General features: G+C 37.5%; 15 protein-coding genes. 3 read left to right on the top strand and 12 right to left on the bottom strand.

Annotated features, from left to right (window positions below; translation table 11 throughout):
- Positions 1-61: 61 nt before the first annotated feature.
- The 7 genes from U5921_RS04345 to U5921_RS04375 form a co-directional block, all read right to left on the bottom strand.
- Positions 62-1,261 (bottom strand): YbbR-like domain-containing protein, encoded by a 1,200-nt coding sequence (locus tag U5921_RS04345; protein WP_324825243.1) that lies wholly within the window; start codon positions 1,259-1,261, stop codon positions 62-64.
- Positions 1,251-2,096: a diadenylate cyclase CdaA gene (gene cdaA / locus U5921_RS04350; protein ID WP_324825244.1), complete on the bottom strand. Its 846-nt coding sequence runs from the start codon at positions 2,094-2,096 to the stop codon at positions 1,251-1,253. The genes U5921_RS04345 and cdaA overlap by 11 nt, the downstream gene beginning before the upstream one ends.
- Before the next feature lie 148 nt (positions 2,097-2,244).
- Positions 2,245-2,775, bottom strand: coding sequence for a ribosome hibernation-promoting factor, HPF/YfiA family (gene hpf, locus U5921_RS04355; RefSeq protein WP_324825245.1), 531 nt, complete (start codon positions 2,773-2,775; stop codon positions 2,245-2,247).
- A 620-nt stretch (positions 2,776-3,395) separates the two neighbouring features.
- Positions 3,396-4,136, bottom strand: a complete 741-nt coding sequence (locus tag U5921_RS04360; protein ID WP_324825246.1) for a ComF family protein — start codon at positions 4,134-4,136, stop codon at positions 3,396-3,398.
- A gap of 15 nt (positions 4,137-4,151) precedes the next feature.
- The gene (locus tag U5921_RS04365) at positions 4,152-6,368 is read right to left on the bottom strand and encodes an ATP-dependent RecD-like DNA helicase (protein ID WP_324825247.1); all 2,217 of its coding nucleotides are present in this window, start codon (positions 6,366-6,368) and stop codon (positions 4,152-4,154) included.
- A gap of 18 nt (positions 6,369-6,386) precedes the next feature.
- Complete coding sequence (locus U5921_RS04370) at positions 6,387-7,613, bottom strand: hypothetical protein (protein ID WP_324825248.1); 1,227 nt, start codon at positions 7,611-7,613, stop codon at positions 6,387-6,389.
- A complete protein-coding gene (locus U5921_RS04375; RefSeq protein ID WP_324825249.1) occupies positions 7,606-8,589 on the bottom strand; it encodes a 3'-5' exoribonuclease YhaM family protein in 984 nt (327 codons plus the stop codon). The genes U5921_RS04370 and U5921_RS04375 overlap by 8 nt, the downstream gene beginning before the upstream one ends.
- A gap of 305 nt (positions 8,590-8,894) precedes the next feature.
- Here U5921_RS04375 and U5921_RS04380 point away from each other — a divergent pair, with 305 nt between their 5' ends.
- Positions 8,895-10,883 (top strand): NAD(+) synthase, encoded by a 1,989-nt coding sequence (locus U5921_RS04380; protein WP_324825250.1) that lies wholly within the window; start codon positions 8,895-8,897, stop codon positions 10,881-10,883.
- Positions 10,884-11,055: 172 nt separating this feature from the next.
- Here U5921_RS04380 and U5921_RS04385 read toward each other — a convergent pair whose 3' ends face one another.
- Positions 11,056-11,721 carry an alpha/beta hydrolase gene (locus U5921_RS04385; protein ID WP_324825251.1) on the bottom strand — a complete coding sequence of 222 codons (666 nt, stop codon included), beginning with the start codon at positions 11,719-11,721 and terminating at the stop codon, positions 11,056-11,058.
- Positions 11,722-11,852: 131 nt separating this feature from the next.
- On the bottom strand, positions 11,853-12,308 hold the full coding sequence (locus U5921_RS04390; RefSeq protein WP_324825252.1) for a transcriptional regulator: 456 nt from the start codon (positions 12,306-12,308) through the stop codon (positions 11,853-11,855).
- 135 nt (positions 12,309-12,443) lie between these two features.
- Between U5921_RS04390 and U5921_RS04395 the strand changes: the two genes are divergently transcribed.
- Complete coding sequence (locus tag U5921_RS04395) at positions 12,444-13,622, top strand: cyclopropane-fatty-acyl-phospholipid synthase family protein (RefSeq protein ID WP_324825253.1); 1,179 nt, start codon at positions 12,444-12,446, stop codon at positions 13,620-13,622.
- 112 nt (positions 13,623-13,734) lie between these two features.
- On the opposite strand, the gene U5921_RS04400 is transcribed toward U5921_RS04395, so the two are convergent.
- Together U5921_RS04400 and U5921_RS04405 are read right to left on the bottom strand one after the other, a co-directional pair.
- Positions 13,735-13,893 carry a rubredoxin gene (locus U5921_RS04400; RefSeq protein ID WP_324825254.1) on the bottom strand — a complete coding sequence of 53 codons (159 nt, stop codon included), beginning with the start codon at positions 13,891-13,893 and terminating at the stop codon, positions 13,735-13,737.
- Between the two features lie 88 nt (positions 13,894-13,981).
- Entirely contained in the window at positions 13,982-14,569 is a 588-nt protein-coding gene (locus U5921_RS04405; protein ID WP_324825255.1) for a hypothetical protein, read from the bottom strand.
- 166 nt (positions 14,570-14,735) lie between these two features.
- Here U5921_RS04405 and U5921_RS04410 point away from each other — a divergent pair, with 166 nt between their 5' ends.
- Positions 14,736-14,891, top strand: a complete 156-nt coding sequence (locus U5921_RS04410; protein WP_324825256.1) for a DUF1540 domain-containing protein — start codon at positions 14,736-14,738, stop codon at positions 14,889-14,891.
- A 73-nt stretch (positions 14,892-14,964) separates the two neighbouring features.
- On the opposite strand, the gene U5921_RS04415 is transcribed toward U5921_RS04410, so the two are convergent.
- Positions 14,965-16,107, bottom strand: coding sequence for an AfsR/SARP family transcriptional regulator (locus U5921_RS04415; RefSeq protein ID WP_324825257.1), 1,143 nt, complete (start codon positions 16,105-16,107; stop codon positions 14,965-14,967).
- Position 16,108: the final 1 nt, after the last annotated feature.

Consider the following 16,108-nt stretch of genomic DNA (forward strand, 5'->3'; position numbering starts at 1 on the left):
TCTAATTTCAATTTCAATTCAATCATGCGTCCATAAAAAGGTATAGAAAAAGTAAACGAGGCTATGATTCCTCGTTTACTGTAACGTTTAACTTTTCTGGTGTAACAATAATACGACTTACTGTTTTTGTATGGTTCACAATTACCTTTGCAGAGGCAGTTGTCGTATCTGCCTCAGACAGGTCGATAGAAAGTGTGAAATCTTCTTTTTGAATCAATCCCATCGCACTTTCTTCACCAATCACTTTCAGTATCACCGGCGATGTTTGAATGGATGCTTCATATCCTTCCGACAATCCTTCTATCTGAATTTCATCCGAACTGTACTCAAACTCTTTCGATACAACATCTCGTATATAAATTTTTGCTTCAATTGTTTTGTTCGTATTGGCAAGCTCTACTCCATCTGGAAGATTTACTTTTACCCTTTGCGTTGTATTGGATGAAATATCCGTTATATCAATCGGCTCCGTGCTGACTTCAGATAAATTTCGCAGTACTGATTTCGATCCTTTTATTCTTATTGTTTCCGGCAACTCAATGCTTGATATCTCATACCCTTCTGCAAGTTCACCTGTCGTTTTCGTATTTAATTTTACCGTTTTTACTCCAAATAATTTCGCACTTATTTCAACATACTCTGAAGAAAGCCTTACATTCCGTACCGGTGTTTCATCACCGTCAATCGGAACTGCGGTTACCTGTAAAGTGCTTCCATTTTCTAAAACCTTCGTTGCATCAAGTGTTGCTTGGATGTATTCAACGGAATCAACCTGAGACTTCGCACCTGTAACCTCAATTTCGCTTGGCTTCAATTTAATATTTCCAACTTCTTGATCTCCTGTTTCCAGCCCACTTACTGTAACTCGAACCGGCTTACTCACTGCCACAAGCTCCTCAATATTAACCGGAATTCTCGCAGGTCGAACCTCAATTTTCTTTACATTTTCCGGCACTTTCACAGAGACCTCTATATAGCTCTGCCCCTTGCCAAAACCAAAAAGATCTGCAGTTGCAACCACTTCATCCATTGTCAGCTTTGATACATCTGCCCTTTGCCCTTCTACAACGATATCCACTGTATATTCACTGTCCCCGGCAACAGCCAAATTTCTTGAAGTAAGAGTCTCCATGCTCACCAGTGAAACCGGTACATTCGTGAATGTATGCTGTGTCGTTGGATTTACTTCTCCAATCACATAAATCCAAAGCAATAAGGCAATCACAATAGAGAGTATTTTGTTAAATGTACTATTGCTCATCCTTATCACGCCTCCTTAACCAGCTAAAAAATGGCATTTTATTCCCATTGGCATTAAGCTGGCTTAAATATAAATTCAAAAGAGTTTTTTCAACAGTTTTTAAATCTAAGAAACGTGAGAGTTTACCATCAGTTGCAATCGAGATAATACCCGTTTCTTCTGATACAATTAAACTAATTGCATCGGAATTTTCTGTGATTCCAATTCCCGCACGGTGTCTGGTTCCTAAGTCTTTACTCAGATCTTTATTTTGAGTTAAAGGCAGTACACAGCCTGCAGCTAAAATCCGGTCTCCTCTTAATATCGCTGCTCCGTCATGCAACGGTGCTCCTTCGTAAAACAAATTGCCTAACAGTTCAAAAGATACTTTTGAATCAACAACTGTGCCAGTTTCTGCAATATCAGTCAATGTCGTTTCACGCTCTAAAATTATAAGTGCGCCAACTTTATTTGAAGAAAAATATTCGACGGTTTTAATTAAAACAGAAGTAAGCTGTTTTGCCTTTTCTTTATCCATCTGTACAAACTGCTTGGTAATAATTTTGCTTCTTCCCAAATACTCAAGTGCACGACGCAGCTCAGGCTGAAACACAATAATCAGCGCAATCACTCCTAAATCCATTGTTTTCACTAAGATCCAGTTTAATGTATAAAGATGAAAAAGACGAGATGCAAAATTAGCAATTACCAATACCATCAATCCCTTGGCCAACTGCTCCGCTCTCGTTTCTCTAATAAAACCAACTATTTTATAAACTACAAATGCAACAATTATAACATCTATCACATCTGAAATTCCAATTCCAGAAAAAATGTTAGAAAAAATATCTGACATTTGATTACTCCCTCACAATATCATCAATGTTATTTTTATTGTACCGAAAAAAGTATGATTATTCAATAGAAAACGCCATATAAAAAGCAAAAAAACAAAGCAAAAAGAGGCGAACTGCCATTTTTGCAATCCGCCTCTCATAAACTGATTAATATTGTGTCTCTAGTAAACCGTAATCCTTGTCTTTTCTTTTGTAAACGACACCTACGCTATCGGTGTCAATGTTTAAGAATACAAAGAATGTGTGCCCCAGCAATTCCATTTGCATAACAGCCTCATCCACTGACATTGGCTGTAATTCAAAGGTCTTTCTTCGAACTACTTTTACATCTTCCACTTCATTTTCTTCAATATCAGGAAGTTCTATAAAATTAAGTTCTTTTTGCCCCTTATGCTTACGTAAAAGCTTTGTCTTAAATCTGGACATTTGAGAAGCCAACTTATCCACAACGCGATCCACGCTGGCATAAGCATCCAGTGAAGTATCTTCAGCTCGGAAAAGAGTACCATTTGCGTTAATCGTTGCCTCAACTCTTTGTCTTTCCTTTTCTACAGTCATTGTGACATTTGCTACGATATCGCTAGAAAAATACTTAGATAATTTTTCAAATTTTGATGTAACGGTATCGTTCAAATTGGCGCTAGAACTAAAATTCTTGCTTGTAATAATCACTTTCATAGCATGACCCCCTTGTTATTTGTTTATAGTATTATTCGACAAATTAATAGACTTTCCTCTTTTTTTGAAAGTAACCTTGAGTAATAAATGTACAAAATTCCCCACAAATTATCCACTGTTAATACTGTGGATAACTCTGTGCATAATTGAAAATACAACGTTTTCAATAGTGGAAAAAAATTCATTCGTTCTTCAATCTCTAAAGTTATTCACACATCGCCTTTTTTGACTAAATCCCTTGTTTTTCAACGTTTTTAGTATTAACCTCCTTGTTATATTTTATTCATTTTATATAAAATACCCTGATTTTACAATCTATAAACAGCCCTGTGGATAAAACTGTGCATAAGGTTAAATTTTCTTTTTTTTACAGGCTTTCCTCTTTAAAGTTTACGCTGCAATTCGTATACTCTCAAAGACATAAAAAAGAACCGATTGAGGAAACCGTTTTGCTGACCTGGTCTTTGCCCCCACACCTGCCTTTGGATTTTTATCCAAGGACTTACCTCTAAGCTACGCCATGATCACTGCCGCCTTGCGGTCCAGCTTACGTGGGTCCCTTTGCCCGTAACTAGCATGGACTTTCAACCACAGACCAAACCGGTCTCCTCATTCGATTCTTATTTGCCTACACCAGAAGCAAAGGTTAAAACATAAATGCTGTCCGCTCCACATTCCTTTAACACACGGCTGCATTCATTTACCGTATTTCCGGTAGTAAAAACATCATCCACTAATAATATTTTTTTATACTCTACTATATTATAATAATTTTGATTCACCGTAAATGCATTTTTTACATTTTTAATTCTTTCGTCGGCAGAAAGTTCACTCATGGGGACCGTATCACGCGTACGGATCAGCAGCCCGTTTATATATTCTATGCCCATTTCCCTTGATAATTCTTTTGCGAGCACCGCTGCCTGATTGTAGCCTCTCCTTCTTTCCTTTTTTAAATACATAGGAACTGCAACAATCGCATCAACCGAAAGGTTTTCTATCTCGAAGCGTTCTGCCATAAGTTGTGCCAGTTTGCAACCGATATAAGCAGCATCACGGTACTTAAAACGGTGAATCACTTCTTTTTCTAATCTTCCGTACTGTACACAGGAAATTCCTTTTTCAAACCATCGATGAGAAGCACTGCAATCCAAGCACAGTCCTTCTTCTTCTACACTTTTTCCACATTTTGGACAAGTTGATTCCACAATCCAATGTAACTTATGCATACAGGAGGAGCACAAAGCATAAAGCTGCTTACTATCAATAAAATCATTGCAGCAAATGCAATAAATATTAGAAGGGAAGACAGCTTCCAATGCCATTTTCACCCATTCACTTAATTTTTTAGCGAATTGCATTTCGTCTTATACTCCTTAACTGCTCGGCTGTAAAAAAGCACGCAGGCGTAATCCCAGCCCAGAATAGCGTTCTATGATACGATTGTTATCTACCATCGCATGCAGCTTATTTTCTGAGCCAACTAATACCACAGACTGCCTTGCACGTGTCACAGCCGTGTATAAGAGGTTTCTTGTCGCAAGCATCGGCGGAAACCAGCTCACAGGCATTACAACAATCGGAAATTCACTTCCCTGGCTCTTATGCACAGTTATAGCATATGCAAGCTCCAATTCATCCATTTGTGAAAACTCATAAGTTACATGCTTATTTTCCTCAAATAGAATGTGTATTTCCCCATTTTCATTATCAATGCTCTGTATAAATCCAACTTCCCCATTAAAAACGCCCTCTCCTTCTGAAAGGTCGTGCAAATGTTTCCAGGCAAGCTGGTAATTATTTCGGATCTGCATTACCTTATCGCCTTCCCGAAACAAACGGTCTCCAAATTTTTTCTCTGCCTTGAGCGGATTTTCCGGATTTAACGCTGCCTGTAATTCTTTATTCATCTGGCTGCTACCTAAAATACCCTTTCTCACTGGTGTCAATACTTGAATATCACGTACAGCCGTGCAATCTTTATAATAATTGGGCAGACGCCTTACACACAAATCCAGTAAAGTATTAACCGTATCTTTTTCTCCGTTTTTACGTAGCAGGAAAAAATCCTTATCCTTGCCATTGCAATCAGGGTAATCTCCTTTGTTGATTCGATGTGCATTCACTACAATCATGCTTTCCTTTGCTTGACGAAAAATCTCGGTGAGCTTCACAGAATAGATGATTTCGCTTTCAATAATATCTCTTAGCACATTGCCCGCACCTACAGAAGGTAATTGATCTGCGTCTCCAACTACAATCAAGCGAGTCCCTTCCGGTATCGCAGCAAGCAGACCATTCATCAATATAATATCAATCATTGAAGCCTCGTCCACAATAATTGCATCGTATGCCAAAGGGTCTTCTTCATTCTTTCCAAAGCGCATGGAATCTTCTCCTTCAGAGTAATAGTATTCCAAAAGTCGATGAATCGTAGAAGCCGGATAGCCGGAAGTTTCTGTAATACGCTTTGCTGCCCGCCCAGTCGGTGCTGCGATCGCAGTCTGAAAGCCACACTGCTCAAAGATTCCCATTATGGTATGAATAATCGTAGTTTTTCCGGTTCCCGGTCCGCCGGTAATCACTGAAACTCCGTTTTTTAAGCAAGAGGTCACAGCATATTTCTGATTCTCCGAGAGTATCATTCCGCTTTTTAGCTCCTGTCCCCGAATAAATTGCTCCACATCAATATTAATGTGTTTTAAGATTGCTTGATTCAAAAGCATCAATTTTTTACAAACCGCCTGCTCTGCATTCCAATATGCAGAAAGAAACAGTACATTTCTGCCATCCAGATTTTCTAAATGAATTTCACCCTCCATCGACATCTCCACGGCTGCTTCATAAATTTCTTCCGCACTAACATCTAAGAGCTGCCCCGTCTGCTCGCAGAAAAGCTTTTGCGGAGCAAAGGTATGTCCTTCATTTACAAATGACCATAAGGCATATAAAATGCCACTATGGATGCGGTTTTCATCTCGCTTGTCCATTCCCATTTTTTCTGCAATCTGATCTGCCTTGCGAAATCCAATCCCATAGACATCGTTTACTAAGCTGTAAGGATTTTCTTCTATCGCTTTAATAGTATCCGCCCCGTAAACCTTATACAGCTTCATTGCATAATTGGCGGAGATCCCGTATTGCTGGAAAAACAAAGTAATTTGTGCAAATTCCCGATGTGCATGGAAGGCTTCACAAACAGAAGCTGCTTTAACCTGACCAATCCCCTCCGCTTCACATAAACGCTCCGGTTCCTCTTCAATAATGCGAAACGTATCTGTCCCAAATTGCTTTACAATTGCCGCCGCGGTTTTCTTTCCGATCCCCTTCATGACGCCGGATGCCAAAAAACCTTCAATTCCCTGTATACTTTGCGGCATTTGTTCACGAAAAACAGAGAATGCAAATTGCTCTCCATAAACCGGATGATTTTTCCACATTCCCTGAAAAGTAAAGGTTCGTCCTTTTTCCGCCACGGGCAGATAACCGACTGCCGTGAATTGCTCTTCTTCATTTTCTATCACTGCAATGGTATAGCAGTTTTCTTTATTATAATAAATAACTTCTGCTATACTTCCCTGCTTTTCTTCCATTTTTACCGCCTATTTCTTTTATTTCATCCACTGTACGCCTCGAAGCATGCGCTTGACTGGATTTTTTTTAAACTCCTTTGCTTTTTTTAAAAGGATTTTTTTTTCATTTCTTCTTGGATACGCATGAACCATATCCAAGAGCATTTTCAACATTTCTTTGGCCTCTTCTTCCTCTTCAATTCCAATTTGTGTCAAATCTTTTGGCGTTAACGCTAAATCGTCCACATAGATCGGCATGTTTACCTTTTCAAAATCTTGAAGCATATAATATCTGCTCAAAATACGGTTTTCAGCATGATCATAGACCTTTCTCTGCTGTTTTGTCACATTTTCGGCATATTCATATATTTCAAAACCATATTTACCTAAAAACTTTTTAAACGGAAATGGCTGTACAATAAAATAAAGCTCGGGAACTAAATTTTGTGCCAATATCATTTTTTCTTCCATTTCCGGTTCAAAGTTCAGTCGTTGGATTGCCTCGATCGCTCTCTTCTTTTCAAAACATAAAAAGATAAGTGCATAACGGTACTCTAATTCAGATCGGCATCGATCAAAATTCTCCATTAAAATTTGAAAATCTGCTGCTTCATTTTTGCTTTTTGGAGGAAAGCAATTCTCCCCCAACACATATGGCATACTTCCGATTGCCATAGCCATTCGAAGACCTTTTGCTGCATAGCGCGCTGTGATAATTTCAGCAAAAGCGTCCCGAACATCTTCCATTTTGCTCTCTTGCAATTTTGATACCTTTTCTCTCATTGCTTCAAAGGTATCCATTTCAACATCGAAGTCCGTCTCCGCTGCCAATGCAATTCCTTTTAATATCAGCAATGGATTCTTATCAAAGTGCAGCTTCGCATCTCCAATCGTTCGAACCAGCCGCTTCGTAACATCCGTCCTTCCATCATACAAATCCAGAAGCTTACGATTCGGATTGTCTGCAATGCTCTCAATCGTAAAAACGGTTTCCTTTAAAGCTTCCGGAATACGCTCCGTCACAGAAAATTCTATCAGTAATTCCCCCTCTGAAAGCTCTGCATATCCGTATTCTTCGCTCACAATTACCAATTCGGGTACAACTTGCTGTATGGATTCAATGGGCGCATTTCCGATGAAATCCCAGGAATTACTTTCTTTCCCCAATAATCCTTCACGAACACAGGCACCAGTCAAATAAATCTCATGCCCCTTTTGATCCAAGCTTTGTAGAATTCGGTTTATTTCCTTCGGCATTTTAATCATGATTTGCTTCTCCTTCTTCCTCTAACGGTTTATACAGCTTTCGATTATCCAAAGTCCATACACGGTCGGAAAATCCACCCGGTTCTACACCATTCAGTGCTTCCTGCATGTCATACATCCGAGCATCCAACATATCCAAATAATGTAATATTTCTGCTTCTGGAAACAAAGGTTTCTTTGGACTTCCGAATTCCGGTTCATAATGGTGCGTTAAAATCATATGTTCTAATAGAATTGCCTTTTCTCGTTCCATCCCAAGCTCTCTTGCTAATCGATCAATGGTCTTCACTCCCTGAACAAGGTGTCCGAGCATCTGCCCTTCAAACGAATAACCGGATGCCACTCCAAGTTCATTTGCTTCAATTTCGTTTATCTTCTCCATATCATGTAAGATAACTCCTGCTATCACCCAGTCCCGCTTTAGATTGGTATATACAAGGCAAGCTCTTTCTCCCATATCCAGCATGCGTTTCATATGGTAAAGAAGTCCGGAAAGCTCGGCATGATGATTCTTCGCCGCTGCCGGATAATACAGTAGTTTTTCGTGATTATCCGCAAGCACCCGTTCACATAATCTTTTTAAATCCAAGTCTTTCATTTTCTCAACTGCATCTAAGATGTATTGCAGCATATCCTCTGCTTTTTCCGGGGCAGCTTTAATAAATTGTACCAAGTCAACCTGATCTTGTGTAACAGCTTTGCGCACACGAAGAACACGCAGTTGTTTCATTCCGTTCCATTCTGTAACATTCGCCTTGACTTTAATGATATCTCCTTCTTTAATTTCATTCAAAGATGGCAGTTCCGTATCCGCTACGTCCCATTTTTTTGCTGTGATTTCTCCGGTGTTATCTGCAAGCAGCAAATCAAGATATTGCTTTTTATTTGATCCAATTTTAATTCCTACAGACTTTACCAGAAAAAAATCCTGCAATTCTTCTTCCGCACGTAATTCTACAACATAACGTTCTTTCATGTTAATCCTCCATCTATTTCATCTGAAGTTCGTAAGAATTTCACTCTTTACGAATTCTCTTTTCTATTTCTTTCAACTTCTTTCAGCTTTTTTCTATATTTTATTATATACTACTTAAACCCTTACCCGCAAGATAAGAGAAAAGGGATTCATGAAATTCAATCTTCTTTATGAAAAGGAGACGTTTCATAAAATGGTATAATAAGGATTTAGCCTTGTTAATCTTAAAAATAACGTAAATGCTGTTTTTAGTTCTTGTATTTTGGTATATAATAAATTTATCACAGAAAAAGAGAGGACTTCTTATGAATCAATTGGGCTTAATCCGTACCGCCGCGGTCTCTCCAAAGCTAAAGGTTTCAAACACAGCCTATAACACGCAAGAAATCTTAAAGTGTGCTCGCGTAGCGGATGCAAGAGGTGCAGGTGTTATCTTATTCCCTGAGCTATGTATCACAGGCTATACCTGTGCTGATTTATTTTATCAAACCTTCTTATATGAACAAAATTTAAACAGCTTAAAAACTATCGTAGATGCTACGTCTAATATGAATGCTGCTCTTATCGTGGGCTTCTATCTCAAAGTTGAGAATAATTATTACAATTGTGCCGCATTGATACAGGGTGGAAAACTTGCCGGTATTGTACCAAAAATGTTTTTACCGAATTCCAGAGAATTTTATGAAACACGCTGGTTTGCCTCAGGATTTGCGCTTTCCAAATCTCGCAATTCGGTTACTCTGTTTGGCGAGGATGTTCCATTTGGGAACCTGCTGTTTCGTGACGAGCAGCATGACCTGAATTTAGGCATCGAAGTATGTGAAGATCTTTGGGTTCCAATTTCTCCCGGTACACATTTGGCACTCAATGGTGCACATATTTTATTTAACCCCTCTGCAAGCAATGAGACGGTAGGGAAAGCAGACTATCGTCATAGCTTGATACTGCAAAACAGTGCAAAAAATGTCTGCGGCTATGTCTATACCTCCTGCGGCGTCCATGAGTCAACGACTGATGTTGTTTTCAGCGGTGACAGCGTGATTGCAGAAAACGGGACACTCCTTGCAGAACGTCCTTTATTCGAACGGGAAAGTGCCATACTCTACGGAGAAATTGACTATGAACACCTTCGTTTTGAGCGAACCTATGGACAAACCTTTGAGCTGTGCAATACTGCTTATGGCAGTCGAGATCAGATTCAAACAGTCGCATTGCAGCCTCTTCGCGTCTTAGATTCCCAAAAAGACACTTTGATGCGGCAATATGCAAAGAATCCATTTGTCCCTGCTGATCCAAAAAGCTTTGACCAAAGATGCCGTGATATTTTTAATATTCAAGCGGCCGGACTTGCAAAGCGCATACAGCATACCCGTGCAAAAACAGCAGTCATCGGAATCTCTGGCGGATTGGATTCGACGCTTGCACTTCTTGTTGCGGTGCAGACCTTCAAACTCCTCGGAAAAAACACAAAAGATATTATTGCCGTCACCATGCCCGGCTTTGGAACGACAGGAAAAACCTATCGAAATGCGTTGACAATTATGAGGCTGCTGGAAACCCAAGTGCGTGAAATTTCCATTAAAGATTCCGTTTTGCAGCATTTTAAAGACATTGGACACGATGAAAACGTCCATGATGTTACCTATGAAAATGCGCAGGCCAGAGAACGTACACAAGTACTGATGGATGTATCAAATCAATCAAACGGTCTTGTAATTGGTACCGGTGATCTGTCAGAAGTTGCACTGGGCTGGAGCACCTATAACGGCGATCATATGTCTATGTACGGTGTAAATGCCAGTGTTCCGAAAACTCTGGTCCGCTTTGTCATTCAATGGGTTATGAATAACAAACTCAGCGGTGCAAAAGAAGACAAAGCTTTTAGCAGCAACAATAGCTTACTAAAAGAAACGTTGCAGGCAATCATGGATACCCCGATTTCACCCGAGCTTTTACCGCCGGATGAAAAGGGAGAAATCGCACAAAAAACAGAGGACACTGTAGGGCCGTATGTGCTCCACGACTTCTTTATGTTTTATACCATACGTTTTGGCATGCAGCCGAAGAAACTTTTATACATTGCAAAAACAGCTTTTTCTGATGAATATGATGAAACCTTTATCAAAAAATGGCTGACTGTATTTTATCGCCGCTTTTTCACACAGCAGTTTAAACGAAGCTGCGTACCTGATGGGCCAAAGGTCGGCTCTGTCAGCTTATCCCCTCGGGGTGACTGGAGAATGCCGAGTGATGCCGATTGTGAAATGTGGCTTTCTGAATTAAAGTCTGAATAAATAAAAGCATTATTTATTGAATAGAAAAAGGAGCTTTTGTCGGTCAAAATCTCCTTTTTTTTACCACTTTAGAGCTTAATACATTTATCTCCTAAAAATTAAGCACGCTCACTCTCCTCTATTGAAAAATATCATTTCTTATTTTAATTTTAATAAAAAAAAATGATTCGAATCATGAAATAAAATCATCAAAATATCTTTCTATAATCATGCAAGCTTCTTGTGCAGAATCACTTTGAAAAATTTGATGCCCTCCTTCTGCGATTTTGACCAAGCGTTTTTTCCCTTTTATTTTAGAAAAAATGTAATCAGAGCTTATCGGCAGCACCGTATCGTCATCCGCAGTTTGTAATACTAAAGAATAACAATTTAGTCGGCTGAAAATAGGCTTGGTAAGACTCAAAAGCTTTTGAAATTGTATCATGGCATTTAATGGTTTTCCTTTTCCCGAATTCAGATATTTTGATGAATAGTTACGGTAATCAGAAAATAAATTATAAATCATCTGCTTTACATTCCAGTAATACACAGGTGTATTGACTGTTACCAATCCTGAAATTCCGTAATCATGAAGGTGCGCCGCCAGCAATCCTCCCATGGAAAACCCAATTACAAAAATGGAATCACAAGTGTCCGCAAGTTCAAGATAAGCTTTTTCTACTTCTTTAATCCAGTCCGCTGCCTTAACTTTATATAACAAATCTTTGTCTGAGCCATGCCCAAGCAGTCGTGGAACACTTACAAGATAACCTTTTTCTTGTAAATAATTTGAAAGGATGCTTACTTCATCCGGACTTCCAATAAAACCGTGTATAATTAATATCCCTCTTTTCTTCATTTTCTCACCCTTTTCTTTCTTTGTTTCACAGAGTAACCGTCTTATGCCTTCTCTGTATTTTAATCAATTAAAAAAGTGTCTTATGGTGTAATATTACACTATAAGACACTTTTATGTCAATTTTATATTTTCTATTGATCCCGTCGCAATTCATCAAACTGCTTTTGAATCTGCTCATAATGAAAGGAAGCTCGCATTCTTTTATTTTCCTGATTTAAGATGCGATAATGCTGCGAAACAATATTCTGCTGGAGCTTATATCCATCATATTCCTCTAATATTCTCCACCATACTTTTCCTCCCATTGTTTTCGGATAACGAGGCTCATTCTCTTCAAATGCGAGTGCAATAATCATATCCGTAGGTGCTCCGCCAAAGATACCGGAAAGGATTTCACTCTCTGAAAAAAGGGTACATACTGCGACAGCGCCTGTCCAGCCCAAAGAGGAACGCCCCTTCTCAATTTCAACCAATGTCTTCTTAGAGATTCCTAGTATATATGCCATCTGCTCTTGGTTAAAAGCATATTCGGTTCTTATTAGCTTCACACGTTCATTCAGTTTCTCGACAAATTCCTTTCGATTCATGAAATCCCCTCACTTTCAGTGTTATCTTACACTATAAAATCACTTTATTCAAGTCATAGAATTTTGAATAATTGCAAGGTTTTTCGTCCATCCTAAACTTTAGTATCGTTAGTATATTTCAGGAGGACAACTCTTATGATATTTGAAAAAATTGCTCTTAAAAGGCTGCTTAATCAATTGGATCAAGTTCCTTTCCGCGTTCAATTTATGGGGGAAGATGTTTTTACCGTCGGGAAAGGAGATCCTGTTTTTTCGACCATTATCCATAAACCAATCCCCAAAAAAGAACTGATCCACAGCACTTCATTAGCACTGGGCGAAGCATACATGCGGCGTGATATTGAGGTGGAAGGTGATTTATTTACTGCTTTAAATATCGTACTTAGCCAAATTGACAAATTTTCGGTCAACTCCAAGGCATTGGATACTATTTTGCATACATCTACAAAAGAAAAGAATCAAAAAAAAGAAGTTTGCTCCCATTACGACATTGGCAATGACTTCTATCAGCTTTGGCTTGATGAAACGCTGAATTATTCTTGTGGATATTTCAAAACCGAAAAGGATACCCTTTATGAAGCGCAAGTCAATAAGGTACAAAAAATACTTAAAAAGCTTCAGTTAAAAAAAGGGATGACGTTGTTAGATATTGGTTGTGGCTGGGGCTATCTTCTCATTGAAGCAGCAAAAAAATATGGAATCCAAGGGCTTGGTATTACTTTGAGTGAAGAACAATACAAATCGTTTAAAGAAAAAATTAAAAAAGAAAATTTGGAAGATCAACTTGAAGTGCGCTGTATGGATTATCGAAAACTCAAACGTTCCCGCTACCAATTTGACCGAGTCGTGAGTATCGGTATGCTTGAACATGTAGGGCGGGATAATTATGATTTATTCTTTGAAAATGTAAATGCAGTCTTAAAAGCAAAGGGCATATTTTTACTCCAATATATCAGTGCTTTAAAGGAAAATCCGGGTGATCCATGGATAAAAAAATATATTTTTCCTGGTGGCGTTATTCCCAGTCTGCGTGAAATTTTAACATTATGCGGTGATTATAATTTTTATACCATTGATGTGGAAAGCCTGCGCCGCCACTATGTGAAAACACTTCTTTGCTGGTATCGAAACTTTGAAAAGGTAAAACCGCAGGTCATGGCAAAATATACGGATTCTTTTACACGCATGTGGGAATTATATCTTTGTGCCTGTGCTGCTTCTTTTAATAATGGTGTTATCGATTTACATCAGCTGCTTCTCAGTAAAGAAGTCAATAATGATATCCCTATTCATCGAACCGATTATGAATATTAAAAAACTGGAAATGACAAAACCAAAAATTCCTATTTTCATTCTATAAAAACGACGACCCCCAATTGTCTAACTTTTGGGGGTCGCTCATTATTACAGATTCGATGTTGCTTTTTTATTTTGCTTCAAATTGATCTTTTCCTACTCCGCACAGCGGACATTCAAAATCATCCGGAAGATCCTCCCACTTCGTACCAGGTGCAATACCGCCTTCCTCGTAACCAGCTGCTTCATCATATTCCCAGCCGCATACTCCACAAACATAAACTGCCATAGGTTCACCAATCCTTTCTTCTTTTGTTATTTTTAAACTGATTATAGTTTACCCTTTTTTTGCATTTCAAAACAAGACCTAATTTCCTTTATTTTTTATTTATTTTTGCTTTTATCCATTGATAAATTGAAGTACCAATCAATACAGCCAAAACCGGATAGATGAAAATTAAATCGACTCGAATTCTAGGTCCTAACACACTGACTGACCAATTGCTCACATTCAATTCCCATATGATATAACATATTAAAAAAATTACGGTAAAAATCTGTATTTTTGACATTTTTTTTATGATGTTCTTTTTTGTGAGTTGATTTACCGAAAAAACTACAGTTAGCAATATTGAGATAAAAGAGCAAAGGACACCTGTCATTAAAGTAGCCTTACTTAAACTGTCATCTACTAATATCGGAAATAAAATCCCTACAGCGGAATAAAAAGGAAGAAATAAATTTCCTTTTAAAATTGGATATTTCGTATTCAAAAGGATTAATGAAATACCTGCTATGAAAAGAATTGGGATACAAATAGTAAATAAATTTAAAAATTGTATTCCATAAGAATCATACCATGGAAAATTCATATCTAAAGACGTATATATCATAAATGCAAAAATAAATGCAAATAATAAGAACAAATGTAAAAGTACATAGATTGCTCTATTTAAATTAATCATAAATCTCTTTTACCTTTCATTTTATACTTTAAATTCGTTTTATTAGTTTAACCATTTTTATAAATTTCTGCTTTTATATTTTAAAATTTTAATCGTATTCTTTATTAGAAAACGTACAAAATAATATTGTAGCAAAAAGTTTATAAGATGAAAGGAGAAAAAAATTATGAATCATAATTCAAGTATCGGATGTTCTGTATCTGAATGTAAATTCCACTGCCAAGATGACAATTACTGCACATTGGATAAGATCAATGTAGTAAAAAGCTCTTCAACTGCAAACTCTGTGGAATGTACAGATTGTGGAAGTTTCCAAAAGTAATCAACAAAAATAAAAGGAACTGGATATCCAGTTCCTTTTATTTTACAAATTATTAAATAGATAAATTGATGCATCAAGAAATATAGTGAATACTTAAATTACTTAGATGCATATGAGCTAAGCATTCTAACACTTCTATAGAGATACGATCCATCTTTTCTCGGTTTTCAATATATATGATTAATCTATTTCTTTTACAAAAAGAAGAGATGAGTAAAAGAAAACTCTCAACAACTCTTGCGATTGGGATAATCTGATTTGTTTCACCCAGGCGAGGCTGTATAAAAGCCAGATCTCTAATACAATTATCTGCTACATAGTTCTTTAAATTAACATGATTGAAATCCAGCAGCTTTCCGATCAGATCTGCAATCAGATAACAATCAATCTTTGCACAGTAAGTATGAATCGTATATTCTAGTTGACTTCCGTCTTTATTCTCACTTTCATTTAGTACAAATTCTTTACTGTTTTCATAAGAATTTTTGATTTTATTATATACATTAATTAAATCATTTGAAGGTTCGATTCCTAAATTACAAGCTAACCTGCTGGTAAAGGAATGGTAGAAATCAATCGCTGCACCTCGCTGCCCTTTTCTTGAATAAAGCTTTATCATGCAGGAAGCTAAGAATTCATCGTAAGGTTCCAGAATGATTAATTCTTGCAAAAGCGACAATGCTTTATCAATTTGCAGTTCTTTTTCATAAGCATCTACCAAACTTCTCATAATCATGATTTTTTTATTCTCTAATAATCTTCGCTGAGCAATGATTGTTTCATTGATTTCATCGCAATTACCAAAATAACAGCCTTCCATAAATTCACCAGACAGCAGATTAAGAAGCATTTCAAGTTCTTCTATCGATGAAATCTTATTATTTTTCACGGATGCTATTTCGAATATATCACAAAAGAAATCATAGTTTCCATTAACCGTATAAAATTCCTTATTCGATTCGATCAACGCGTTGTTATGCTTGTCCTTCCCAACTATCTTATTTATTTTCCATAGATTGTATCTTAAATTTCCTTTCGCGGCCTCTTCATTACTGTCCGGCCATAAATAGCTAAATAATTTCTCTCTGCTCATAGAGCCATTTTTTTGTATCATAAGTAGAGCAATTAACATTGCTGTCTTATTGCCTAATTTTATAAAAATATTTTCTCCACTTTTTTCAATTTTTACTTTGCCTAAGAAAAAGAGCTTCAGCATA

This window comes from Sinanaerobacter sp. ZZT-01, assembly GCF_035621135.1.
In the GTDB taxonomy this organism is placed as follows: Bacteria; Bacillota; Clostridia; order Peptostreptococcales; family Anaerovoracaceae; genus IOR16.

Excerpts from the sequence above, each read along its gene's own strand:
- U5921_RS04370 (WP_324825248.1), bottom strand. The coding sequence starts at position 7,613 with ATGATTAAAATGCCGAAGGAAATAAACCGAATTCTACAAAGCTTGGAT.
- U5921_RS04380 (WP_324825250.1), top strand. The coding sequence starts at position 8,895 with ATGAATCAATTGGGCTTAATCCGTACCGCCGCGGTCTCTCCAAAGCTA.
- U5921_RS04405 (WP_324825255.1), bottom strand. The coding sequence starts at position 14,569 with ATGATTAATTTAAATAGAGCAATCTATGTACTTTTACATTTGTTCTTA.
- U5921_RS04385 (WP_324825251.1), bottom strand. The coding sequence starts at position 11,721 with ATGAAGAAAAGAGGGATATTAATTATACACGGTTTTATTGGAAGTCCG.
- U5921_RS04410 (WP_324825256.1), top strand. The coding sequence starts at position 14,736 with ATGAATCATAATTCAAGTATCGGATGTTCTGTATCTGAATGTAAATTC.
- U5921_RS04395 (WP_324825253.1), top strand. The coding sequence starts at position 12,444 with ATGATATTTGAAAAAATTGCTCTTAAAAGGCTGCTTAATCAATTGGAT.
- cdaA (WP_324825244.1), bottom strand. The coding sequence starts at position 2,096 with ATGTCAGATATTTTTTCTAACATTTTTTCTGGAATTGGAATTTCAGAT.
- U5921_RS04390 (WP_324825252.1), bottom strand. The coding sequence starts at position 12,308 with ATGAATCGAAAGGAATTTGTCGAGAAACTGAATGAACGTGTGAAGCTA.
- U5921_RS04345 (WP_324825243.1), bottom strand. The coding sequence starts at position 1,261 with ATGAGCAATAGTACATTTAACAAAATACTCTCTATTGTGATTGCCTTA.
- U5921_RS04400 (WP_324825254.1), bottom strand. The coding sequence starts at position 13,893 with ATGGCAGTTTATGTTTGTGGAGTATGCGGCTGGGAATATGATGAAGCA.
- U5921_RS04365 (WP_324825247.1), bottom strand. The coding sequence starts at position 6,368 with ATGGAAGAAAAGCAGGGAAGTATAGCAGAAGTTATTTATTATAATAAA.
- U5921_RS04375 (WP_324825249.1), bottom strand. The coding sequence starts at position 8,589 with ATGAAAGAACGTTATGTTGTAGAATTACGTGCGGAAGAAGAATTGCAG.
- U5921_RS04360 (WP_324825246.1), bottom strand. The coding sequence starts at position 4,136 with ATGCAATTCGCTAAAAAATTAAGTGAATGGGTGAAAATGGCATTGGAA.
- hpf (WP_324825245.1), bottom strand. The coding sequence starts at position 2,775 with ATGAAAGTGATTATTACAAGCAAGAATTTTAGTTCTAGCGCCAATTTG.
- U5921_RS04415 (WP_324825257.1), bottom strand. The coding sequence starts at position 16,107 with ATGCTGAAGCTCTTTTTCTTAGGCAAAGTAAAAATTGAAAAAAGTGGA.